The following is a 21,437-nucleotide window of genomic DNA, read 5'->3' as shown; positions in this document are numbered from 1 at the left end:
ATCATGAAAGATGCTTTCAACCGTGACTAAAACAGTTTCGGAACTCTCCACAATGAAACTCATTGATATTTATTGTTTATATAAATATGAGAAGAATACCAATAAGAACAAACAGACTTTCCATTCCAACAAAGTCTTCCAGATACTTTAATACAAAAAACTTGATTGCGGAGAAATTTTTTCTAAAACGGATAATATATTCATACCCCCCCCCCCCCCTTCTCTCTTATATAGATATATCATCCGACTTTTTCAACAAAACGTGAGCTTATTTTTCCAGTTTGTGAGAGGAATTTGTTAATAAAAACGCACAGGAATTTTAGGAGTTAAGGAATCTTCTATCATTTTTGCAAGTCCGAAACTACCTGTTTTTGAAGCATTTTTAGCGTATTCTGTGATAAGCATATCATCGAAAATTTCATTTTTAGAACTGTTATCATTAAATAGATCAGTTTTTTTGATTGTTTTTTTCATTTCCTTAAACATCTGCTCTACAAATAAGGATTCAAATTCTTGGGCTACTTCTTTTATTTTCTGCGAATTTTGAGCTTTGTTTTTCAATTGTGAAAATTCATGGTTTTGTAAATGGCTTACTGCAATTTGAGATTGTAAATTATTAATTTGCATGAAATCCCTCCAAATTTTTTACTCTTTTATTATCGGAAGAATTCTGAAAATAATAAGTTTTTTATCCAATTCTGATAGCATAAGCATTTAGCTGTATTTGGTGGGTTTGATTAATGTCCGTGAAAATATCACTCACATAAAGGATATTGTTTTGAAAGCTCACCATTACGTATCCACTACCTAAACTTGTATCAGAAACCATATATAAAGCCGATATGCTTGTAAAAGTCAAATATAAACTATAAAGAACAGTTTTGTTTTCGCTGATAGTTCCTGCGCTGGATATATTAAGTTGCCCTGCAGAATTTAGTAAATTGTAAGTGCCATACACATTTCTGATAAATTCTTCTTTTGGAGTGACAGAACATGCAGCAAAAATAAATAGCAGTAATACTTTTTTCATCGCTGTTACCTTATCCTTACGGCGTATAATTTTAATGTTTTGAAGTCAATATTTTGTGGTTTGGATGCTAAGTCTCCTTTATATAGTTGATCTCCGTCAATTCGGACTGGAAGATAATAGCTTTTAAAATCAATCCTTTGAACGTAAATAGCGTCATGGTCCGATAACGCTTGATAAAAAATAAGCATGACATTAGGTGAGCCGGCAATATCTCCGGAATCGTCGATCGAAAAAGTTGTTTCTTCGCCGACAATTTTATAAGTTCCTACAGAATTTTTCCTGAATATAATGGCATTTGATGCGCATGAATTAAGTCCGTTGATCATAATGATCATTGTTAAATATATCAGTATATGCATAGTGTCTCCTATCGGTGCAGAAATGTTGCAAATAATGTAACATTTTCAAAATTCACGTTTTGCAGTGTATCGACGCACTTATGTGAGTATAAATTGTTGTTTTTAATAGCTATAGGCAAATATAAATTACCAGAATCTGATGATTTGTAATAGATAGCGCATTGTGAATTCTTTACTACATAAATATTTAAAAAGGGTTGGAAATCACTGTAGATAATTTGACCGTCTGGTGTAGCAACAATTGTTTGATTGTTGCTGACAAGTTTATAGGTACCATTGACCGCCGCTAAAAATTCGTTTTGGTTCATATTGGAGCAGTAGCTAACAGAAAAAAGAAACCCTAACGTCAATAATAACGAATGAAATGTTTTCATATTTCCCCCTGTGTTTGTGGAAAATATAAGCATATAAAAAACAAACGTCAAGAATTTTTTGAAGCTATAGGAACAAATAATTCAAACCGGACATCACCGACTGATCGAACGTTATTTGTATTAGCGATGAGCCGTGTGGTAGGCTTTAAGCCCATGGCAAGATAAGTATTATTGTGAAGATAACGGAAAATTGCGGTACTTTCGCTTTTGATTTCAACAAGGCTAAATAAAACAGTTCCGCTGCTGATGATATCACCTGAAGCAGTAATTTCTATAGCGGAGTTGAGTTTGATAGTGCATGCACTGTTTTCACGCGTCAAGAATTCTACTCCTGCTCGTGTGATTATGTACGAACCTTGAGCATCACGAAGAAATTTTGTTTTGTCGAAGCTGGTAGAACACGTGCTGAGCAAAAGAAGGGATAATAATTTTTTTATCATTTTTTCCTTTGTTTTATTATAATATAATTCTTGCAGAATTAAAAATTTCTGACAGCGATAATTTGATAATCAGAGTCGCTGAAGCTTTTTCCTGATAGAGAGTAGGAAGGATTTACTTTGATATAGTAAGAAGTACCGTTAGTGATGCGATATAAGGCTTCCGTAGATGATAAAATCTGCTCTAAAACAGCAAACTCTTGTTCACAGTATAGGATGTCACCCTGCCCGCTGACCGTAAAAAATTTATTTTTAGGGCTTTTGACGGCAATAAATTGGTTGATAAAAGGTCGAATTTGTATGTAGCGTCCATGGATGTTATTTAAGAATCGCTCATTATAGTTTTCAGGAGCTGAATTTTTAGGGATATAGCTGCAGGTTGCTAATGTTAAAAGGAGTAAAATAGTTCCTGATAATGTAAAAATTTTTTTGTTCATAAGGACCTCCTATTGTTCAAAATAGTTAATAAGGCTGGGAAAGTCAATGTTATGAACGGCAATTTTTTCTCAGATTTTTTAAAAAATATCTTGACCAGAATCGAATAACATATTATAATTGTGCATAGTTTGTGCGTTTCTTGTGCGGAATGAGGATTTTTTAAGAAATGTTATAAACTATGCAGATAAAATTTATATAAAATCTTATATCATGATAAGTGAGGGAGGCGGAACATGAAATTTGTTCCGATTATAGACATTCAAAATGGTATTACATCATTCGGGTTACCTGAAAAAGACGGAATGTCCGCACGGATAAAAAATCCAGTTTTGCATTTTCGATATTGGGTTGATAAAGGCGCTGATAGGGTATTTTTCAAAGATAAAGATGGTGCTATTATCGGTAAACCGCAACACACTAACTTTCTCGAATATTTAGATAGTACGACTAATGCTCATTTGTATTACTGTGGAGGTATTCGAGATCTCAGAAGTGTCCGCATCTTTGAACATAGAAAGTATACGAAAATAGTGTCTGCAACATCGCTAGTAGAAAATAAAAAGTTTTTACGTAATATTTTAATGAATAATATAGGACCGATTGCGTTGTGGATTGATTCGTTAGATGGGTTTGTTCATACGCGAGGAGCTCGTTATTCTGTTGGCAAAAGGACTGTTGATTTTTTAAGATCTCTGCCTGAATCTGGAATTGATGAAATTTTTTATTGTGGTTGGTCACAGCAAGGGCCTCTAGAACATCCTGATTTTGATACTTTAGAGAATTTTCTTGATATGGAAATTCCGGCACTTTATGTTGCTGGAAATGTAACTACAAAAGATGATATAGAGCAGTTATTACAGTATCAAGAATTAACAGGAATTGCATTATCTAAGCCTTTATACGATGGGACATTATCGATATCAGAAGTTTCGGAAATGTTTCGAGTTCAAAATGTAAAATTATGATCAGCACCAAGGGATTTGCTTTGCAAGTCCCTTTTATATAAGGAGTTGGCATGCGTCGTTTAACGCGTAGTTTTTATATAGGTTCGACAGGGATAGGCAAAAATCACCCTATTTCTATTCAATCAATGATTTCCATACCTACTATAAATATTGAAGCAGTAATCGAACAATTATTTCGTTTATCATCGGCAGGATGTGATCTTGTACGTTTAGGAGTACCCGATGAAGCTTCAGCTAAGGCATTGAAAATAATTAGAGATCGTAGCCCGTTGCCTTTAATTGCTGATATTCATTTTGCTTATAAATTAGCCTTGATTGCTTTGGAGTCTGGTGTAGATGCTTTGCGCCTGAATCCAGGTAATATCCGTAATCCTGAACATGTAAAGGCTATTGTGCGGGCAGCTAAAGAACGTTCCATACCTATTCGTATAGGAGTTAATGCTGGTTCGCTGGATCCTAATAAATATCCTCATCCTACGCCTGAAGCTATGGTTTCGTCAGCATGGGAACATATAAAATTATTAGAAGATCTTGATTTTCAAGATATTAAAGTGTCCTTTAAGTCGCATCATGTGCCTACAATGATAGAAGCCAATCGTTTATTTGCAGCGCAGTGTGATTATCCGATTCACTTGGGGGTGACCGAGGCGGGTGATGGCATGCAGGCTGTTGTTAAAAATGCAATTGGCATGGGTACGTTGCTACAAGAAGGGATCGGTGATACATTAAGAGTTTCTATCACAGGTGATGTTGTACCGGAAGTCGAAGCTGGACGTTTTATTTTGCGTTCACTGGGATTGCGTCAGGAGGGGGTTGAAATAGTTTCCTGTCCCACTTGCGCACGTGTAGAATATGACGTACTAGAAGCTGTTAATCTTTTCAAAGAAAAAACCTCGCATATAAAATCATACATTCGCGTTGCTATTATGGGATGCGTTGTGAACGGCCCTGGCGAAGCAAAAGAAGCTGATCTTGGTATTGCTGTGGGCAAGAATGGAGCTGTCCTCTTTCGAAAAGGTAAAGTATTGGGGCAGTTTTCTAAAGACGAAATGCTTGAAGCTTTATTGCAAGAAACCTTAAAAATCAATGCAGAACGAATATTAGAAGAATCAAATTAATAGATTGAGCCAAAATATTAAGTAAAACAAAAGTTAAGTTAAAAATAGCTTCATCGTGAGGAATAGTTTTGGCAATGCTGAGTATTATAAATTTTTTTTGCTTATCTTGCAGAAACTAAATGAAGCTTTAGAGCCTATTTCCTATCGAGGATTCTTTAGGCGAAAATGTGTGATTTTAAATCGTCTGAGGAAGATCTTCAGCAAACTCTGTGAAGAGAGGTAGTAACTCCAAGTTTTATAATAACCTAAGGTGAGGATTAGCAGATTTGAAAATAGTAGGCTTAATTGAGAGATCTAGCATAGGATTGTTGGAAATGACTGATTTGGACAGAGATTTCTCTGGGAAATACAAGAATGAAAAAATAATTACATGTAAACTCTTGAAAGAAAATACACCCTGCTCAAACCATTTTTCATCAAAACATGAATCTTTATATGATTCCAAATATTAAGACGCTCAGCAAGTTATGTTGGAAATTGACGAGTATTATCGATTAATTGAAAGTACTGCTCTGAATGCTTAAAAAATATGAACAGCAACAATGTACAGCAAAAGGACAAGGTTTTTGAATTGCTGTGTTTGGAATTGCTCAGAAAAATGGGATATGGAGAGCCTTTCCATAACGGAAAAGGCAGCGATAAAGGAATCTGCAGTAGTCTTACCAGTAATAATCTTGGTTTGAAACAAATAGGATTTCAATGCAAATGTTATAAAACTAGAAATATAAATGTCTCTGAAGTTACGCATTTTGCTTTTGGTCTGAAAAGTCAAAGGTTAAAAGGTGGAGTATTTATTACAACTACAGATTTCACAAGTGATGTTGAAAGAAGCAGTCCATAAAAATATTTCCATTGTACTCATTCGGGTTGTAAATTAGCTCGTTATATGCGTGAGTGCAAAGTTGGGGGTACAAGTAGTAGAAACACGTTATATTTATGATATTACAATAGGAGAATAAAATGAGTCTTAAAGTCAGTGTTTCAGGGGTGCGAGGAATTTGGGCTGACAGCTTGGATATAGAAACAATATTTCGTTACAGTTTAGCGTTTGCATGTTATGTGCGGGATCGAGGAGGCAAAAAAGTTCTTCTAGCACGTGACGGAAGGCCTACAGGTGATGTTATGGGAAGATTTGTAGCTAGTGTGCTGAATATGATGGGACTGGATGTTGTTGATGCTGGTATCGTGCCAACGCCGACTGTTTTGTTTGGTGTCCGCGAATGCGGATTTGATGCCGGATTAATGTTGTCTGCTTCTCATAATCCGCTTGAATGGAATGCTTTCAAGTTTGTAAAAAAAGGGGGCATTTTTACGGATGATTCTGATTTAATAGTTATTAAAAAGTTTCTTTCCGATCCGATGGAAATGCCCAAGTGGCAAAATATCGGCCAATATACAGAAGATGATGCGGTAATGTATCATCATATCCAAGGAGTACTTAGTGCGGTTGATGTTGAATTAATAAAAAATTCTCATTTAAAAGTATTATTGGATCCTGTTAATAGTTCAGGATGCGTTATTACAAAGATGCTCTTTGAAGAATTAAATATATCAGCTGTATATGTGAATGATGAACCTCATGGTCATTTTGCGCGACCTGCTGAGCCAACACGTGATCATTTGAAGCATTTTCATGATTTGATTATTGCTCATCAAGCAGATGTTGGATTTGCACAAGATCCGGATGCAGATCGTTTAGTAGTGGCAGATGAGCGAGGTCGAGTGTTAAGTGAAGAAATGACACCTGTATTAGCTTTGAAGACGCTTTTGGATCGGGGTGAATATGGAGATATTGTTTTGAATATGAGCACATCCAGCATTTCTGAAAAAATGATCAAGCCTTATGCCCAGTCATTTCGATCGAAAGTCGGTGAAGCCAATGTCGTACGGAAAATCAAAGAAATTCATGCATTTTATGGCCTTGAAGGTAATGGTGGTGTTATTTATCCAAAAGTCAATGCAGGACGTGATTCTCTAGTGGGTATAGCCTTAATTTTAGAATTGCTTGCACGGGAGCAAAAACCGTTGTCTAAGATTATTGCTCTTTTACCTCAAACGGTTATGAAAAAAGAAAAGTATGATTTTGGTGGAGATTTTGATGTTTTGCTCCAGAAAATAAAACAAAGGTTTCCTGATGTTAAAGTGAATGAAGAAGATGGATTACGTCTGGAAATGGAAGATTTATGGATTCATATACGCACTTCAAATACTGAACCTGTAATTCGTGTCATAGCTGAAGGGACTTCTGAACCTATTTTGAGTGAAATATTAAAAACAGTTCAAAATTTTATTAAAGAGAGTATTAATTGAATTTTAATAATTCCAATGAACGTGGCATGTGTCCCCGTGCATATTTAATAGCATGAGCAAAAAAATAAGATAATTCGTGTTTACGTTGGCTGGAGATATTTTTTCCTTGCAAAAAGGAAGAAGAATAATTATTGCTGTCGTTGATAAATCGTTTTGTTTGAGGTGAAAGTTTTTGTTTTTGTGGGATTTCCAACCATGAACCAGAACTGAGAAATTTTGATAGGAAGAAAAGGATATATTTTTCGTCTTGATTCTCATCAAACAATCGGAATGTTTCAAATAATTCATCAAAATATTCGAACAGTTCTTCTTCCATCAACATTTTATCTAGAATTTCTAAAGTGAATAATAAAAATCCCATTAATCTAAGGTCTGACCTTAGATTTTCAGCAGAAAAAAGTAATTGTGTTTCATTTAATACCTCAAATTGAGGTGTTTTTGAGGGAGAAATTAATCCTCGAATGAAAGAGCCTGATAATAAAGCTGCTCTGCGTAAACCAGTTTCTAATGCAGCTCCAAAAGCACTATATTTTGTTTTACCGCGGTCAGCATCTAAGACTGTTAATAGTAAATGCCCTTCTCCAAAACCTCTTTTTGAAAGAATTAATGCTGTACACTGTCTGGTCATTTATATTTCTTCATCTCCGTGAACCTCTGCACCTCCATGAAGTAATTCTTCTACCGGTGCTCCCGGATAAATTTTCTCTATGAGAATAGATTTAGAATGTTTGTTATTTTTCGGTTCCATAATTCCAAAAGAACCACTGCCCAAATATGCTAAATAACGTCCATTTATTAGTTTATCTTTAATAGAAATACTGACTTTCTTGAATACACAGTCAAAATGAGCTAGTTGATTATGATCATAGTCATGTAATGCATACATGATTTCACGGATTGTTTTATTGCAAATAGGGCAAGTTTGACTAATATCTATAATAATTTTATTAACTGCTTGATCATTGGAATTGTTAGGGTATATTTTGGATATATTTTTATGCTTTTGGACTAGGGGATCCATGAGTAATTCTTGAGGATCAATTTCTGCCAAAATAGAAAGTAAATCTGCTTTTGTTTCTGGGAGATCCGGGCCTTTTAAAGAAGCTTCAAATTCCCATTTGGGTATGTTTCGTTCTGGCTTATTGGATTTTTTATACTGTTTTTTTATTTGTATAGGCTGTTTGTTTTCAATTTTTTCTTCTGTGACTGTTTTCTTTTTTTTCGGATATTTTTTATTTTTTTCTTGAGCCACGATACGCCCCATTTCTGACAATTTAATTAATTATAACTATTTTTTTTTAAACCTGCAAGTATTTCTTGATTTTTTATATGGATTATCTTAAAATATGTAAATTAGAGTTTTAGGGGACCTATGTGTTTAAAGGTCTTTCATTTCCGGTAATATCTCGATGTAGAGATATGACTATTAAAGATTTTTCTTTTGAAAATAAGTATATTTTACCCTTACCTCCTCACAGTGATATCTCATCTGGTATGGTTTTTCAAGAAGCTCAACCTATAAATGCAGATACAGGTTATAATTTAATTTATCATGCTCCTGTTTCCGGAGTAGTGGTTGATATTTTTTGTCGTGACAACATGAAGTATATGAATTTTCACCGCTCTGAAAATGCTCCGGGGCATGCCTATGAAAGGCTGGAACCTCTTATTAAAACTTCCGATGCACTTATTAATGAAATTCGCATTTCTGGTATTACAGGAATTAGTGAAGAAAATTCTTTAACATATCAGAAACTTCAACAGGCAAAAAATAAAGTTCATACTGTAGTAATAAATGCTGTTGAAACTGTTCCGTTTTTAACAGGTGAATACTGTTTAATGATGGAAAAAACAAAAGAAATTTTACTGGGTGCTGAATATATTCGCTATATTACAAGTGCTGAAAAAGTGATTATAGTCATTCCTAAAAACAAGGTTTTGCGAGCTCATTTAGAGGAAATGAGCAGTCGTGCAACTCGTTTTACTATTGAAGAACTATCTGTTGGATATCCTGTAGCATATGAACGTTTTTTGATTGCTCAGTTGACAGGGATAGAACTTCCTTTTAGCCGAGATAGTATTGAGTCGAAAATAATAGTGCATCGGCCTTCGACACTTCTAGCCGTAAGTGAAGCATTACTTTTTGGTAAACCGTTGATTGATCGTGTGATTACAGTGGATGGGGCGTTTGCTGCAATATCTGGAAATTTCCGTATTAAGTTGGGTACACCAATTTCTTCATTTATGCGTCCTTATTCTGATGCTGATTCTTATGTTATAATTAACGGTTCACCTTTATCAGGTACTCTGGTTAATCCATATCTAGGTATTGACAAAAATATGCAATCTGTATTGATTTTTACTCCACTAGAGTCTCCTGAGGAACAAGATTGTATTCGTTGTGGATTATGCAGTCATTATTGTCCGATGAGGCTTCAGCCTTTTCGTCTTATTGATCTAGTCCGAAACAATGAAATAAACGCTGCAAAAAATAATGGCTTATTAGAATGTATTGATTGTAATGCTTGCAGTTATGTATGTCCTTCGTTTATCCCTTTAGGTCCGGCTATTTTTAATCAAAAACAATCTATAATTCAGGAATCATGGAATGTCCCTTATTAAATCTTATGAAAATGTTTTCATTCAAGCTCCTTATCTTCATGCTTCTGTTTCTTCTAAAAGAATGATGTTTGATGTCTTTTTAATGCTTATTTTAACATGCATTTCAGCTGTCATATTGTTTGGTCTTAAGGTGTTTTTTATTCTAGCAATAGGAATAATGATGGCTTTTATTTGTGCGTATTTTATTAAATTGCAGGATCGTTCGTTTTTTATGTCCAGTTTTGCATGGATAAACGGTGTTCTTATTTTGATTTTAATGTTACCGGTAACAGTATCTTGGTTTATTCCTATTTTAGGAGTGTTGTTGTATTTTTTTAACTATTTGGTTTTTAAGATAAAAAGTCATCAAATATTTCATCCAGCATTATTAGCCAAATTGATTCTTTATCTTTTATTCCCTTCTGTTATATCAGAGAAGCCACCTACATTATTTCAAATTATGAATCAATATTCTGTTAATTGGCTCCAAGCTAATTCTATTCTATTCAATCAAGATTTTGCTCGAGCGGCTGATTCTACACCTTCATTATGGGGGATCTTTTGGGGCAATCTTGCTGGTAATATGGGGGAAACTTCTCTTATTTTATTACTTATTTCCTTATTTTATTTGGGCATATGCAATGTTTTTTTTATTTTAATACTTCTTATATATCTAGGAACTCTTTTTCTTTTAACAGTAGTTTTTTCTGGATTTCTAAATAAAAATTTGTTTTCTTTAGATATGTTTAATTTTCTATTTCAAAATGGCACATTATTTTTTTCTGTATTTATTCTTTCTTATTTTGGGACACAGCCGATCCTTATTTCCCGTAAGATTTGGGCAGCATTTTTATCCGCAGTAGGCATATTTATTCTGAAAATTCAAGGAATTTGGTTAGCTCAAATTGTCATATTTCTTCTAATGGGTGCCATCACTCCTATTTTCGATATATGGCCAAATCACCCTTATTTTGGATATCAGAAAAACATGATTGAAGAAAAATACTATTTTTCTTGGAATATCTTTATTGATAAAATAAAAAGCCATTCATTTCATCTTGTTATTGCGTTATGTATAATGATAACAATATACCTCTTAAATATATTATCTACAGCAATATGAAATTTATCCGAGGAAAAATGAATAAAATTTTTATAGATTCTTCTACTTTATTTGTTGTTGTCATGTTTCCTTTAATTTATACAATCGATTACACAAAAATCGCCTTAATTGCAGCTATTGGTGTTTTATTGCTTTACCCTTTAATAGGCACTATAAATGTGCTTTTTTTCAAGTATGTTTCTTGTTCTATTCGTTTTTATATTGCGTCTTTTTTAGCAACTTTATTATCAGGGTTATATCTTTTGCTTATTAAACATTTTGATTTTCAAATTTACAGCCAACTTAAATTTATATTTCCAGCATCTATGGCGTCATGTAGTGTTATGATTTTCTGGCTTAATGAAAATATTGCTTTATCAGAAAAAAGTTTTGGTAAGGATGCTATTTTACTTTCTTTTTTATTGATAATAGCGGCAATGGTGCGTGAAATTTCTATCGATCGTTCAATTAATATGCAACTGGGAGATTGGGAGATTGTGTGGTATTTTTCTGATTTTGTTATTAATGGGATTTTTGTTTATAGACGTGCAATTACGCTTTTTTTTATAGGCTTTATGCTTATGATTATTGCTGTATGGGAAAAATCTCAATGAATCAGGTAGTAAATGTATTTTTTGATGCTATTTTTTCTCAAAATATTGTTGTTAGTCAGATGTTAGGTTTAGTGATGGTAGTTTTATGTGTTTACTCATTTTCTGAAATATTATGGGTTAGTATTCGATTTTTTTTATTATTCTTTATTTGCAGTTTTAGTATTTTGATATTTCAGGATTTTTTTTCTCCTATTTTTTTATTACCTTTTTTTGTTGGATTTATGATGCTTCTGAGTATATTTTTGGATATTATTTTACCCCAATCATATACAGATCATTCCATTGTTGGCATTATTAAAAAAGGTGATCCATTAGTGCTCTTAAGTTCTGTTAATTTACTTGGATTGGATATGTCTATTCCATTAAGTTTTATATATGCGTTAGGAATAAGTATCGGTTTAATATTTTTCTTAATTTTGATGACTTCTATTACAATTAGTTTTTCACTAGACCGGTATTCGTGGAAATTTGCTACTGCCTGGAAATTATTAATTTTGTCTGTATTTTCGTTAGTATTTTTGTTAATTCCTTGACAAAAGGTAGTTGTTTGAGTAGAATAATGATATTAATGATTAAAACGAGGTTCTGATGGATCAAGATATTCGACGTGTTACGGAAATTGCCGTAGAAAAAAAAGAATTATTGTTGAAAATTGAATCGGAATTTGAAAAAGTAATTGTCGGTCAAAAAAATCTGTTCAAGTATCTCATGATGGGATTATTAACAGGAAGTCACATTTTAGTGGAAGGTCTTCCAGGGCTTGCTAAAACTTTAGCTGTGCAAACTTTAGCTAAAATTCTGGATCTTGATTTCAAACGGATCCAGTTTACTCCAGATATGTTGCCTGCAGATATTCGAGGTACGCTTGTTTATAATCAAGGTTCAGGCAAGTTTGATGTTAAAAAGGGCCCTGTGTTTAGTAATTTTGTGCTTGCTGACGAAATTAATAGAGCTCCAGCAAAAGTTCAAGCAGCTTTGTTAGAAGCAATGCAGGAAAAAACTGTTACTTTAGGTGATCATACTTATAAGTTAGAGGAACCATTTTTGGTTATGGCTACTCAAAATCCGATAGAGCAAGAAGGTACTTATCCTCTTCCTGAAGCTCAAATGGATCGTTTTCTCCTTAAAGCCATCACTTCTTATCCTTCGCGCGCAGAAGAGAAGCGTATTTTAGCTCGCATGGGAGGGGATTTATTCCCTGAGGCACGTACTGTTATTAATAAAAAAGAAGTATTGAGTTTGCAAAGTGTTGTTAAACAGATTTATGCGGATGAAAAAATTTTTGAATATATTGTTAACTTAGTATATGCTACACGTGAGCCAGAATCAGTAAATATCAGATCTGAATACATTCGTTGTGGAGCATCTCCCCGTGCATCCCTTTCATTTTTGAAAGCTGCTAAAGCAGAAGCATTTCTCGATGGGCGGGCTTATGTTATTCCAGAAGATGTTAAAAGCATTGCCCATCAAGTATTACGTCATCGTATCATCTTATCTTTTGAAGCTGAAGCAGAAGGTTTTACGTCAGATATTATTATTGATAAAATACTTCAAGCGGTAGAGATTCCATAAATTAGTCTATCGAATAGAATAATGCCGGATAAATAGGTTGGTAATCTCCTCTGTATAGAAATATTCCGTTTTGTGCTAAACGTGATATGGGACATGCTATTGGTAATGCAATATCGCTTTCTCCAGGAGCTTTAGCTGTTATGTTTAATTGCATTTCAAAAATTATTTGCTTATTATCATTTATTTCCAGAAAATAAAATGGTAAACGTGTTCCATAAATACCAATATAACTATCAAAAGGTGTTCTATCAATATCAGAAACAATTTGTGAATATAAAAATTGTTTATTACTTACAATATGTTTATATTCCCAATCAATTTTTCCTTGTTTTGTTTTTTCATCAACATCAAATACAAGCAAACGTGAACCATCTTCTGGGTTTTGGCCGTCGTTTCCGGAATTATCAAATACCATGATCTTATTATTGTCCAAACTTGTCACCGCATGCGGATGATCAGGCCCAAATCCGTTGTTGAATTTTACTATATAAGGCTGTAATTTTGGTATTTCATGTACGTATTGCATATCTTCAGGAATATTGTAAAAATTTCTATTAGCAGCTGGCATCGTATAATTATCTCTAATAGCGATCCATTTTAATTCTCCTGTATCGTAATTGAAGGCAAAAATCCCATGCTGCCGAAATGATAAATATAATATGCGTGATTGCTCATCCAATGATAATGCGTTGATATGAGCCCAATCAATAGCATTTTTCTCTTTAGGCATACCTGGATAAACCCCATCAGAAGCATATTCATTAATAGTATTATTGCTTGAATCAAATGTAAACAATTCCAATCCGGTATAGTCTTTAGGGTTGCCGTTAACACTTTGGCGGATCCAATCTCCAATAAGAATTTCCCGCACTAAATTGCCTTTATTATCTATTTCTATAATTAAATCTTCAACACCATATTGAGATTTATCCAAAATAATAATATTGCTGTTGCTTAAGAATACCATATCGTGGTGAAAACGTTTATCAGCTTGGGGAACATTATTTTTGATTTGATCGTTTAATTTGATAGTTTTAATATTTTTCCCAATTAAATTTATGGTTTTCACTTCGGTTTTTGTAGTCGAAAGATAATTCATTAATATTTGATTATTTGATTCTTTGAATTTTATTCCATGAATTTCTTCTCCAGGCATAAAATACCATCGAATTTTTCCCCAATCATCAATAGCAAGGATGTCTGTTAATTTACCTACGGGATTAATAAAATTTAAAAAGTTTTTTCGATTAGGATCTTTAGGTCTGTTATTTTCAGTAACTGTAATATTATTGATATATTCTGAAGGTTTGTTTGTGACAGCAAGATAGAGTGTTTTTGTTATTGTAGGGGTACTTATAATAACAGTATTAGTTGCTTCAAAATATAATCCTAAAACAGGAAATGATTTTCCATAACCTGTAGGCCATGTATAACTTAGATCAGAATCAGATCCATCTTGACCTTTTACCGTAATAGTAATTGGTTCGTCATTAGTTTTCGATAAGCGAAATTCTGCTGATAGAGGAGCATTTTTATATGGATTTTGAATTAAGTAAGAACTTTTATCATTCACATTGATAAGAGTACCATCTTTAATAGAATCAAGAGTTATATTTTGAGAACATCCAACTAATATTAGAAATAATGCTATTTTTTTCATAATTTCCCCCTAATTTTATATAGTATAGGGAGTTTTTTTTTAAATAGCAAGTTTCTTAAAATAAATAAGGAAAAACTTTATGTTTTTCCTTATTTGATTAAAATAAAAATAACTATTTTTATTGATCTGCTTCTGCGTAATCAGGTAGATTGCCCATCAATTCTTCATATAAATCTTCAATACTTTTCATATCTTCAGTATTATGCAGAATTTCAACTTGTTGAAGCAATTTTTTAGCTCTATATGCTTCTTCAGAATGATCCCTTGAGAGTGAAGTTAAAAAAGGACAAATACCATGTACATTTTCTGATTTTGCTTCTTCTCTGATAGCTGCAATACGATCAATTGCTGTAAATTCCATTTCGAAATATTTTTTTGTGATGTCTACAATATTCATATCTTCTTCAAGCTCATCATATTTATCTAATTCGCGTGCATAGAGAAATGAATGTTCGCAATCTTCGCGTGCTTGTGCGAGGTAATATTGAGCTGCTTTCAAATATCCGGCTTTTTGGCATGCTATGGCCAATTTAATAAAATTATGCACAGCATTCATTTCCTGTAAAACTTCATCTTTCATTAATTTTAATTTCATAACAGACTCCCTTTATGTCTTTTTTTAAGTATAGTAATATTTTCGTTTAAAGACAATTTTTTGTTGTAAATGTTGGTGAATTATGGTATATTTAACACAAGAAGGAGGCTTTTATGTGCTGGGAAAAAATAAAATCAGATCCGTTTGATATATTGGGTATGCATTATATTAATCAGCAGCTTCATTTGAGAGTTTTGGACTTGAATGCTGATTCTGTATCTATTATCAATGCCGAAACGCAGCAATTATACCCCCTGAAAAATAATGGAGAAGGTTTGTGGACAGCTGTACTTGATCAACAACCTTTTCCTTATCGCATATTGTCCACTTATCCCTATAGTGCTAATACTATGTTGGATCCTTATAGCTTTGAGCCTGTAATTAGTGATTTTGATCTTTATCTTTTTAATGAAGGCACCCATAGAAAAGTATGGAATATTATGGGTGCAAACTTTATCACTCATCAAGGTGTTTCGGGAATCTGTTTTGCAGTTTGGGCACCTGCTGCTCTTAGTGTGCGGTTGACTGGTGATTTTAACGGCTGGGATGCTACCCGTTACTTTATGCGACCACGAGGTTCGTCAGGTATTTGGGAAATTTTTATTCCCGAACTTGATGCCGGGCATGCTTATAAGTTTGCTTTAGAACATAAAGATGGTTCTATTCACTTTAAAGCGGATCCTTATGCTGTTTTTGCCGAGCGTCGTCCTAATACAGCATCTATCACCTATGATATTTGCCAGTATGAATGGCACGATAATAATTGGATGCAGACTCGTACTCAATGTATTGATAAACCTTTATCTATTTATGAATGCCACTTAGATTCCTGGATCAAAGACAGTAACGGTAATTCCTTACGTTACAGTAATATTGCTTTGCCACTTGCGGAATATTTGTTGGAACATGGATTTACGCATCTTGAGCTTATGCCTATTACGGAATATCCTTATGATGGATCATGGGGTTATCAGGTAACTGGCTATTTTGCACCTACTTCTCGGTATGGAACTCCTGATGAATTTATGGAATTTGTTGATGTTCTCCATCAAAAAAATATCGGTGTGATTATTGACTGGGTACCTGCGCATTTTCCTCAAGATGATCATGGATTAGAACGTTTTGATGGTACTGCTCTTTATGAGCATGAAGATCCCAGATTAGGATGGCATCAGGATTGGAATACCTATATTTTTAATTACGGTCGCCATGAGGTACGTCAATTTTTAATTGGTAGTGCTTTATATTGGTTGGATATGTTTCATATTGACGGGCTTCGGGTTGACGCGGTTGCCTCGATGTTGTATTTGGATTATTCGCGAAAAGAAGGAGAATGGATACCTAATCGTTTCGGAGGTCGCGAAAATTTAGAAGCGATAGAATTTTTGCAGAGTCTCCATGCTGAAATACAGCGTTATTTTCCTACTGCAATGACTATTGCAGAAGAATCTACTTCTTTTCAAAGTGTTACAGCTCCGACAGACCAAGGAGGACTAGGTTTTACTTATAAGTGGAATATGGGATGGATGAATGATACATTAAAATATTTTTCTCTTGAACCTATTTTTAGGAAATGGCATCATCATGACTTAACATTTTCAATGGTTTATACTTTTCATGAGCGATTTATTTTACCTTTTTCTCATGATGAGGTTGTTCATGGGAAGGGTACACTGCTTAGCAGAATGCCTGGTTCGGAGTGGGAAAAATTTGCTAATCTTCGTTTGATGTTGAGTTACATGTGGTTTCATCCCGGGAAAAAATTGTTGTTTGCAGGACAAGAGTTTGCACCTTGGAATGAATGGGCTGAAACACATTCTATTGATTGGCATTTAAATGCCGATCCTGATCATGCTGGTATTAGATTTTTAATTCGAGATCTTAATAAACTTTATCAAAATCACCCTGCATTATACCAATTTGATTTTGATCCTAAAGCATTCTCTTGGATTGATTGTGATAATATACAAAGCAGACTTTTACAGTGGATAAGGAAAGATATCAATAATGAAGAATTAGTAATAATTCTAAACTTAAATGTTTTAGTTCATGAATCATTTCAAGTAGGCATGCCTAGTAGTGGCTTATGGATTGAAATATTTAATTCTGATCAAGTATTATATGGTGGAACGCATACTATTAATGAAAAGTGTTTTGCAGAAAATGAGCCATGCCAACAGCAACCAGCTAGTATAAAAATAAAAATTCCCCCTTTAGCTGCGTTATGTTTTTACAAAAATATAGCAGCTTCTCGTTAGAAGCTGCTAATTAAGTTATTGGATACAGGAATTTTAAAGTCTGGAAAAATCAAAACTATAAGATATGCCAGCATTCATTTTAAAATGATATGTGGTTGTAGTAGCAACAGCAATATTTCTAGCTTCAAAACGTAATTGACCCCAAATTTCAAAACCATTAATACTGTAAGAAATAGTATTGTTCCATCTAATATATAGATTCTCTAAAAGGATATCACTATAATCCCCAGCAGTACGTAACCCTAAATAAGTTGAAAAATTCCAGTTAGGAGTAAAACCGACACCATATGAAAAACCAAGGTGTACAAAGTCAATAATTCCTCTTCCTTCAAAAGAATCTTGTCCGCCAGTACTATCCCAATATCGACCATACCAATGATTTCCCGTAACAAAAAATTCGAGGTCTCCAATTAGTTTGAAAGTTTGATTTGATGGTAAATTAAAAGTATAGCCAACTGAAGTTCCTAATAATCCTTGTGTATCAAGAAACATACCAACATAACGACCAAATTTAACAAAAACTTTAGCTTTTGCAGTAGTAAAATTAGGTCCACTTTTAGAATAAAGAGCATTTCCTTTAGTGTCATGGGCCCATGTTTGATTTCCAAGTATAACAGCATTAAGACCTGAAGTTAACCATTGAGCATTTGCAAAATTTTGACTATAAGTAATACCAAATTCAGTTTCATTACCAGAAAAACGTTTGACGTTTTTATCAGCATTAAGATTCCCTGAATAGCCATCAAGATTGATAGTCAAATCCTTTTTGACTGCAGGGCTATCTTGAGCAAATACAGGTAATGCAACTGCTAATGCAGCTATTAACATAAAGACTTTACGCATAGATGTCTCCTTATATAATATATTTAGTAGTTTGAAAGAGTTTTTTATTAAAAATTATATATTTAGAAATAATTAACCGAAGAATATAATTGTTGCTAATTATAACATCTTTCATTTTTACTGTCAAGTATAATTTTATTTCAGAGAGTTTTTTTAGTAATTATATACATATTAAATATTTAAATTTAATATGTAGTGTTTAGATTTTTTCTTATTTTTATAAAAATTAGTATCTCATTACAGGAATTTGAGGGTAATTTTCTAATGCTGCAATAATATAACTACCAGGACAACTTTTATTTTTATTGAAATCACAATGATAGATTACTTGAGATATTTCATATGCTTCCAATAAACATTGTAATACAGTAATCTGCAGATCAGTAGGGGATTGTTTCGTGACATCTCCTGATAAGCAAATTCCTAGTGATAATCGGTTTTGTCCTCCATGTTTGCAATGATATTGCTGACCATATAATGCTTCACTTTCATAAAGGGTACCATCTCTTTCAATGATATAGCTATAGCCACAATTTTTCCAACCTAGTCCTTTATGATAACGTTCAATTGAAAGGGCTTGATGACGGTGGTCATATGAAGCAACAGCAGAAGTATGAACCATCATAGGTTTTTTACGCCATATTTCTTGTATTTTAATATTTTTTAAATCTTCTATAATTTTCATTATGATTCCTTATTTTTTAATATTAGTTGAAGAATTTCTTTAACTGTTTCACGGCCTCCGAATCCCATAAGTACCGTTAAAACGCCAATCGCTAGTCCTAAAGAATTTTCCGGGCTTTTTGACGTAAGTGGTAGCCATGCTGTAAAGCCTAAAGATCCTGTTAATACATTAACCCATTCATTAATATTCATAATGTTTTCCTTACAATTATTTTTATATTTATTGATCTACATTTCTATTTATTATTCTAAATCCTACATGAGCAGGCTTGTAAATTTTAATAATACCATAGACATATCCTAATTCGTCTTCCTGTATTTGATTTTCAAATTCTACAATAAAAAAAGATCGGTCTTGTGGAGATCCTAAAATCATTGTTTCTCCTAACTTTTCATCCTCATGGCCTAAGATCCAAGTTTCTTTATAAATTTCTCTAATCTTGAAATTTGTTGTAATAAGATTTCTAAGAATATTTTCAATACCTTCTAAAGTTGAGGAATTCCGTAAAAATGAAAATGCATCTTTTATTCTCTGTCGGAATTGCTTATCATTTTCTAATCTTAGTTGAAATAAGCTTTTTTCTTTGGCACATTCAGAAAGCGAATCGGAGTATTCAGCGAAACATTGTTTGGCTATTAAAAGAGTAGTTTCTAAAATAGATCCGCAATGCTTTACTAATACTTCACAAAATGTACGAAATACTTTAGATGTTTCTAATATGTAGATATGTAAGGATTCTAAAAAGTCACTAAATTTTTGATGCATAATTTACCTCTAATTCTATGGTACCACAACGTACTATTTCAAAATTGCTTATTTGTTGTGCAGGAGTAGAAATCACTACTGATTTTATATTATCTAGTTCAAAAATTTTAGCAATTAAAGCAGAAGGTTCAAAATCTTCCCCTATACCCATGTTTTGGAAATAACTTTCTATTTTTTGATAAATTTCATGGTTTTCTGTTTTTTTGTCACTTAAAAGAACAATTGTTATATTTGGATTAATTAATGTTTCACGAGGATTTTTTACTTGAAGATCCGTACCTATGGGCTTGTTTTTATTAAGGGTATCCTGTACTTTGGCAATTAATGCTGACGAAGCTTGACTGTTACCTTCTGCAGTGATGATAATATCTACAGTTCCTAAGCCGCGTGCTGTTTCAATAATTTTAACATCTTGAACCCCATCAATTTGTTTTGCCCAACTAATATAGGCTGATACATTTGCTCCACTTAAACCTTGCCACAGACTAATACAACGTTCGCGAAGCAATTCATCAGTCTCTTTATCCATTCCTGCTTCTGTTAGTTCATAAAAATTTTCATCTATTCTTTCAATGCCTCTGATTGGGGTTTTAAAAACACTAATAACCGTATTGTTGTATTGGGATCCTGGATTTTCTGCAACTAATAATACTTTAATTTCAGATTCTCCATCTTCAGAACGTACATCATTTTTTACGAGAAAATTATGTGTTAATCCTTTATTACAGAAAATTTTTCCTTTAGGAATTATAATAACACCCGCAGTATTTGTTCTAATAAGCTTAATAGTCCGTTCTGCTTTTTTAGCTTGTTGCCTCTGTAACCCCAATTCTGCGGCTTTCTGATCAAGCCATGTACCTTCAGCAGTTTGTGTAAAGAGATTAGGAAGTATAGTTTTAATTTCTTCATACAGTTTCCATAAAAAATGAATTAATATTTCTAGAATTAAACGGAATACCGATCCTCCACGATAATTATTAACTTGAGGAATATTTTTTTGGGTATATTCAAAAATTTCTGATCGTAATTGTTCTTTTGTTTTTATTTTCATAATTGTATCCTATTTTTAAGGTGTTGACCTGTTAATGTGCTAGTACCATAAATGGTTATATGAAGTTGATTATTTTCAGTTTTAACTTCAACTTGTACAGTAGAAGGATCAAGTCTGTCATCATCTTTTACTGCTTGACTAAGTATTTGCTGCATTTGAAGCATTTGAAAAGGATCATTATTTTCATGAAAGAAATGAATTAAATCAGTTCCGAATTCTTCATCACAAAACAAACTACCAATAGTTGTTTGTAATTTTGTGAAGATATCTTGTATAGTACTATCATCGTTTTCTACTAATATAATGTCTTCTTCTCCTAATTCAATTTCACCATTTTTTAATTTTATATCATTCATAATTTCCTCTGTACTATTCAAACAACATATTTATTTTTTTCTTAATTGATTCCCAAGTAATTATTTGATCAGGACTTATAGATAACATGCCGTCCATAGGGTGCAGTATTTGAATTTTTAAGATTTGCTGAATTATTGCTTCTAATAAATCTTTCAAATTTTGTGATTGATTTTTTAATATAATTTTTTCGCCTAAGCTTAATACAGTTTGTTTTGATTTAATTGTTAAAGCATTATTTTGTGGTTTTCCTTCGCCAATCACATTGACTATAATAGGTTTATTTTTGTCACCATATAAAAAATC

At 33.0% G+C, this 21,437-nt stretch carries 27 protein-coding genes; 10 read left to right on the top strand and 17 right to left on the bottom strand.

Annotated elements, in window-relative coordinates; translation table 11 throughout:
* Nucleotides 1–297 precede the first annotated feature (297 nt).
* From BM018_RS03310 to BM018_RS03285, 6 genes are all read right to left on the bottom strand, one after another.
* Entirely contained in the window at nt 298–627 is a 330-nt protein-coding gene (locus tag BM018_RS03310) for a rod-binding protein (RefSeq protein WP_092318595.1), read from the bottom strand.
* Between the two features lie 61 nt (nt 628–688).
* The gene (locus tag BM018_RS03305; protein WP_092318593.1) at nt 689–1,030 is read right to left on the bottom strand and encodes a hypothetical protein; all 342 of its coding nucleotides are present in this window, start codon (nt 1,028–1,030) and stop codon (nt 689–691) included.
* 5 nt (nt 1,031–1,035) lie between these two features.
* Nucleotides 1,036–1,389: a hypothetical protein gene (locus BM018_RS03300; protein WP_092318591.1), complete on the bottom strand. Its 354-nt coding sequence runs from the start codon at nt 1,387–1,389 to the stop codon at nt 1,036–1,038.
* Between the two features lie 8 nt (nt 1,390–1,397).
* Complete coding sequence (locus BM018_RS03295; protein ID WP_092318589.1) at nt 1,398–1,763, bottom strand: hypothetical protein; 366 nt, start codon at nt 1,761–1,763, stop codon at nt 1,398–1,400.
* Between the two features lie 47 nt (nt 1,764–1,810).
* Nucleotides 1,811–2,203, bottom strand: a complete 393-nt coding sequence (locus tag BM018_RS03290) for a hypothetical protein (protein WP_092318587.1) — start codon at nt 2,201–2,203, stop codon at nt 1,811–1,813.
* 38 nt (nt 2,204–2,241) lie between these two features.
* On the bottom strand, nt 2,242–2,637 hold the full coding sequence (locus BM018_RS03285; RefSeq protein ID WP_092318585.1) for a hypothetical protein: 396 nt from the start codon (nt 2,635–2,637) through the stop codon (nt 2,242–2,244).
* 234 nt (nt 2,638–2,871) lie between these two features.
* Here BM018_RS03285 and BM018_RS03280 point away from each other — a divergent pair, with 234 nt between their 5' ends.
* The 4 genes from BM018_RS03280 to BM018_RS03265 all read left to right on the top strand — a co-directional run bounded on the left by BM018_RS03280 (nt 2,872) and on the right by BM018_RS03265 (nt 7,031).
* Nucleotides 2,872–3,603, top strand: a complete 732-nt coding sequence (locus BM018_RS03280; protein WP_092318583.1) for a HisA/HisF-related TIM barrel protein — start codon at nt 2,872–2,874, stop codon at nt 3,601–3,603.
* 50 nt (nt 3,604–3,653) lie between these two features.
* Nucleotides 3,654–4,721 (top strand): flavodoxin-dependent (E)-4-hydroxy-3-methylbut-2-enyl-diphosphate synthase, encoded by a 1,068-nt coding sequence (gene ispG / locus BM018_RS03275; protein WP_092318581.1) that lies wholly within the window; start codon nt 3,654–3,656, stop codon nt 4,719–4,721.
* A gap of 529 nt (nt 4,722–5,250) precedes the next feature.
* Nucleotides 5,251–5,562, top strand: coding sequence for a restriction endonuclease (locus BM018_RS08270; RefSeq protein WP_092318579.1), 312 nt, complete (start codon nt 5,251–5,253; stop codon nt 5,560–5,562).
* Nucleotides 5,563–5,681: 119 nt separating this feature from the next.
* A complete protein-coding gene (locus tag BM018_RS03265; RefSeq protein WP_092318577.1) occupies nt 5,682–7,031 on the top strand; it encodes a phosphoglucosamine mutase in 1,350 nt (449 codons plus the stop codon).
* Here the strand turns inward: BM018_RS03265 and recO are convergent.
* Both recO and BM018_RS03255 read right to left on the bottom strand, forming a co-directional pair.
* Nucleotides 7,024–7,659 carry a DNA repair protein RecO gene (recO, locus tag BM018_RS03260; RefSeq protein WP_092318575.1) on the bottom strand — a complete coding sequence of 212 codons (636 nt, stop codon included), beginning with the start codon at nt 7,657–7,659 and terminating at the stop codon, nt 7,024–7,026. The two genes, BM018_RS03265 and recO, sit on opposite strands and share 8 nt — an antisense overlap.
* Nucleotides 7,660–8,283 (bottom strand): hypothetical protein, encoded by a 624-nt coding sequence (locus BM018_RS03255; protein ID WP_092318573.1) that lies wholly within the window; start codon nt 8,281–8,283, stop codon nt 7,660–7,662.
* 122 nt (nt 8,284–8,405) lie between these two features.
* Between BM018_RS03255 and BM018_RS03250 the strand changes: the two genes are divergently transcribed.
* From BM018_RS03250 to BM018_RS03230, 5 genes are read left to right on the top strand one after another with little or no spacing between them, the layout of a single operon-like run.
* Nucleotides 8,406–9,653, top strand: coding sequence for a 4Fe-4S dicluster domain-containing protein (locus BM018_RS03250; protein WP_092318571.1), 1,248 nt, complete (start codon nt 8,406–8,408; stop codon nt 9,651–9,653).
* Nucleotides 9,640–10,755, top strand: coding sequence for an RnfABCDGE type electron transport complex subunit D (locus tag BM018_RS03245; RefSeq protein ID WP_092318569.1), 1,116 nt, complete (start codon nt 9,640–9,642; stop codon nt 10,753–10,755). Before BM018_RS03250 ends, BM018_RS03245 begins: the two co-directional genes overlap by 14 nt.
* 17 nt (nt 10,756–10,772) lie before the next feature.
* The gene (locus BM018_RS03240; RefSeq protein ID WP_143280392.1) at nt 10,773–11,348 is read left to right on the top strand and encodes a hypothetical protein; all 576 of its coding nucleotides are present in this window, start codon (nt 10,773–10,775) and stop codon (nt 11,346–11,348) included.
* Entirely contained in the window at nt 11,345–11,881 is a 537-nt protein-coding gene (locus tag BM018_RS03235) for a hypothetical protein (RefSeq protein ID WP_092318565.1), read from the top strand. The genes BM018_RS03240 and BM018_RS03235 overlap by 4 nt, the downstream gene beginning before the upstream one ends.
* 55 nt (nt 11,882–11,936) lie before the next feature.
* The gene (locus tag BM018_RS03230) at nt 11,937–12,920 is read left to right on the top strand and encodes an AAA family ATPase (RefSeq protein ID WP_092318563.1); all 984 of its coding nucleotides are present in this window, start codon (nt 11,937–11,939) and stop codon (nt 12,918–12,920) included.
* 1 nt (nt 12,921) lies between these two features.
* Here the strand turns inward: BM018_RS03230 and BM018_RS03225 are convergent, their stop codons facing one another.
* The gene (locus tag BM018_RS03225) at nt 12,922–14,580 is read right to left on the bottom strand and encodes an aryl-sulfate sulfotransferase (protein WP_092318561.1); all 1,659 of its coding nucleotides are present in this window, start codon (nt 14,578–14,580) and stop codon (nt 12,922–12,924) included.
* A 118-nt stretch (nt 14,581–14,698) separates the two neighbouring features.
* Entirely contained in the window at nt 14,699–15,175 is a 477-nt protein-coding gene (locus BM018_RS03220) for a ferritin-like domain-containing protein (protein ID WP_092318559.1), read from the bottom strand.
* Between the two features lie 113 nt (nt 15,176–15,288).
* On the opposite strand from BM018_RS03220, the gene glgB reads away from it, so the two are divergent.
* Nucleotides 15,289–17,433 (top strand): 1,4-alpha-glucan branching protein GlgB, encoded by a 2,145-nt coding sequence (gene glgB, locus BM018_RS03215; RefSeq protein ID WP_092318557.1) that lies wholly within the window; start codon nt 15,289–15,291, stop codon nt 17,431–17,433.
* Nucleotides 17,434–17,466: 33 nt separating this feature from the next.
* Here the strand turns inward: glgB and BM018_RS03210 are convergent, their stop codons facing one another.
* From BM018_RS03210 to BM018_RS03180, 7 genes are all read right to left on the bottom strand, one after another.
* Nucleotides 17,467–18,276 carry a hypothetical protein gene (locus tag BM018_RS03210; protein ID WP_092318555.1) on the bottom strand — a complete coding sequence of 270 codons (810 nt, stop codon included), beginning with the start codon at nt 18,274–18,276 and terminating at the stop codon, nt 17,467–17,469.
* A 226-nt stretch (nt 18,277–18,502) separates the two neighbouring features.
* Nucleotides 18,503–18,961, bottom strand: a complete 459-nt coding sequence (locus BM018_RS03205) for a peptidoglycan recognition protein family protein (protein WP_092318553.1) — start codon at nt 18,959–18,961, stop codon at nt 18,503–18,505.
* Nucleotides 18,961–19,152 (bottom strand): hypothetical protein, encoded by a 192-nt coding sequence (locus BM018_RS03200; protein ID WP_092318551.1) that lies wholly within the window; start codon nt 19,150–19,152, stop codon nt 18,961–18,963. Before BM018_RS03200 ends, BM018_RS03205 begins: the two co-directional genes overlap by 1 nt.
* 28 nt (nt 19,153–19,180) lie before the next feature.
* Nucleotides 19,181–19,726, bottom strand: a complete 546-nt coding sequence (locus BM018_RS03195; protein ID WP_092318549.1) for a hypothetical protein — start codon at nt 19,724–19,726, stop codon at nt 19,181–19,183.
* Nucleotides 19,710–20,777 carry a baseplate J/gp47 family protein gene (locus BM018_RS03190; RefSeq protein WP_092318547.1) on the bottom strand — a complete coding sequence of 356 codons (1,068 nt, stop codon included), beginning with the start codon at nt 20,775–20,777 and terminating at the stop codon, nt 19,710–19,712. The genes BM018_RS03195 and BM018_RS03190 overlap by 17 nt, the downstream gene beginning before the upstream one ends.
* On the bottom strand, nt 20,774–21,133 hold the full coding sequence (locus BM018_RS03185) for a GPW/gp25 family protein (RefSeq protein WP_092318545.1): 360 nt from the start codon (nt 21,131–21,133) through the stop codon (nt 20,774–20,776). Before BM018_RS03185 ends, BM018_RS03190 begins: the two co-directional genes overlap by 4 nt.
* Before the next feature lie 13 nt (nt 21,134–21,146).
* The gene (locus tag BM018_RS03180; protein WP_092318543.1) at nt 21,147–21,395 is read right to left on the bottom strand and encodes a hypothetical protein; all 249 of its coding nucleotides are present in this window, start codon (nt 21,393–21,395) and stop codon (nt 21,147–21,149) included.
* Nucleotides 21,396–21,437 lie beyond the last annotated feature (42 nt).

This window comes from Brevinema andersonii (assembly GCF_900112165.1).
In the GTDB taxonomy this organism is placed as follows: Bacteria; Spirochaetota; Brevinematia; order Brevinematales; family Brevinemataceae; genus Brevinema; species Brevinema andersonii.
This window is presented reverse-complemented; position numbering and strand designations above follow the sequence as displayed.

Excerpts from the sequence above, each read along its gene's own strand:
- BM018_RS03310 (WP_092318595.1), bottom strand. The coding sequence starts at position 627 with ATGCAAATTAATAATTTACAATCTCAAATTGCAGTAAGCCATTTACAA.
- BM018_RS03305 (WP_092318593.1), bottom strand. The coding sequence starts at position 1,030 with ATGAAAAAAGTATTACTGCTATTTATTTTTGCTGCATGTTCTGTCACT.
- BM018_RS03300 (WP_092318591.1), bottom strand. The coding sequence starts at position 1,389 with ATGCATATACTGATATATTTAACAATGATCATTATGATCAACGGACTT.
- BM018_RS03295 (WP_092318589.1), bottom strand. The coding sequence starts at position 1,763 with ATGAAAACATTTCATTCGTTATTATTGACGTTAGGGTTTCTTTTTTCT.
- BM018_RS03290 (WP_092318587.1), bottom strand. The coding sequence starts at position 2,203 with ATGATAAAAAAATTATTATCCCTTCTTTTGCTCAGCACGTGTTCTACC.
- BM018_RS03285 (WP_092318585.1), bottom strand. The coding sequence starts at position 2,637 with ATGAACAAAAAAATTTTTACATTATCAGGAACTATTTTACTCCTTTTA.
- BM018_RS03280 (WP_092318583.1), top strand. The coding sequence starts at position 2,872 with ATGAAATTTGTTCCGATTATAGACATTCAAAATGGTATTACATCATTC.
- ispG (WP_092318581.1), top strand. The coding sequence starts at position 3,654 with ATGCGTCGTTTAACGCGTAGTTTTTATATAGGTTCGACAGGGATAGGC.
- BM018_RS08270 (WP_092318579.1), top strand. The coding sequence starts at position 5,251 with ATGAACAGCAACAATGTACAGCAAAAGGACAAGGTTTTTGAATTGCTG.
- BM018_RS03265 (WP_092318577.1), top strand. The coding sequence starts at position 5,682 with ATGAGTCTTAAAGTCAGTGTTTCAGGGGTGCGAGGAATTTGGGCTGAC.
- recO (WP_092318575.1), bottom strand. The coding sequence starts at position 7,659 with ATGACCAGACAGTGTACAGCATTAATTCTTTCAAAAAGAGGTTTTGGA.
- BM018_RS03245 (WP_092318569.1), top strand. The coding sequence starts at position 9,640 with ATGTCCCTTATTAAATCTTATGAAAATGTTTTCATTCAAGCTCCTTAT.
- BM018_RS03240 (WP_143280392.1), top strand. The coding sequence starts at position 10,773 with ATGAATAAAATTTTTATAGATTCTTCTACTTTATTTGTTGTTGTCATG.
- BM018_RS03235 (WP_092318565.1), top strand. The coding sequence starts at position 11,345 with ATGAATCAGGTAGTAAATGTATTTTTTGATGCTATTTTTTCTCAAAAT.
- BM018_RS03230 (WP_092318563.1), top strand. The coding sequence starts at position 11,937 with ATGGATCAAGATATTCGACGTGTTACGGAAATTGCCGTAGAAAAAAAA.
- BM018_RS03225 (WP_092318561.1), bottom strand. The coding sequence starts at position 14,580 with ATGAAAAAAATAGCATTATTTCTAATATTAGTTGGATGTTCTCAAAAT.
- BM018_RS03220 (WP_092318559.1), bottom strand. The coding sequence starts at position 15,175 with ATGAAATTAAAATTAATGAAAGATGAAGTTTTACAGGAAATGAATGCT.
- glgB (WP_092318557.1), top strand. The coding sequence starts at position 15,289 with ATGTGCTGGGAAAAAATAAAATCAGATCCGTTTGATATATTGGGTATG.
- BM018_RS03210 (WP_092318555.1), bottom strand. The coding sequence starts at position 18,276 with ATGCGTAAAGTCTTTATGTTAATAGCTGCATTAGCAGTTGCATTACCT.
- BM018_RS03205 (WP_092318553.1), bottom strand. The coding sequence starts at position 18,961 with ATGAAAATTATAGAAGATTTAAAAAATATTAAAATACAAGAAATATGG.
- BM018_RS03200 (WP_092318551.1), bottom strand. The coding sequence starts at position 19,152 with ATGAATATTAATGAATGGGTTAATGTATTAACAGGATCTTTAGGCTTT.
- BM018_RS03195 (WP_092318549.1), bottom strand. The coding sequence starts at position 19,726 with ATGCATCAAAAATTTAGTGACTTTTTAGAATCCTTACATATCTACATA.
- BM018_RS03190 (WP_092318547.1), bottom strand. The coding sequence starts at position 20,777 with ATGAAAATAAAAACAAAAGAACAATTACGATCAGAAATTTTTGAATAT.
- BM018_RS03185 (WP_092318545.1), bottom strand. The coding sequence starts at position 21,133 with ATGAATGATATAAAATTAAAAAATGGTGAAATTGAATTAGGAGAAGAA.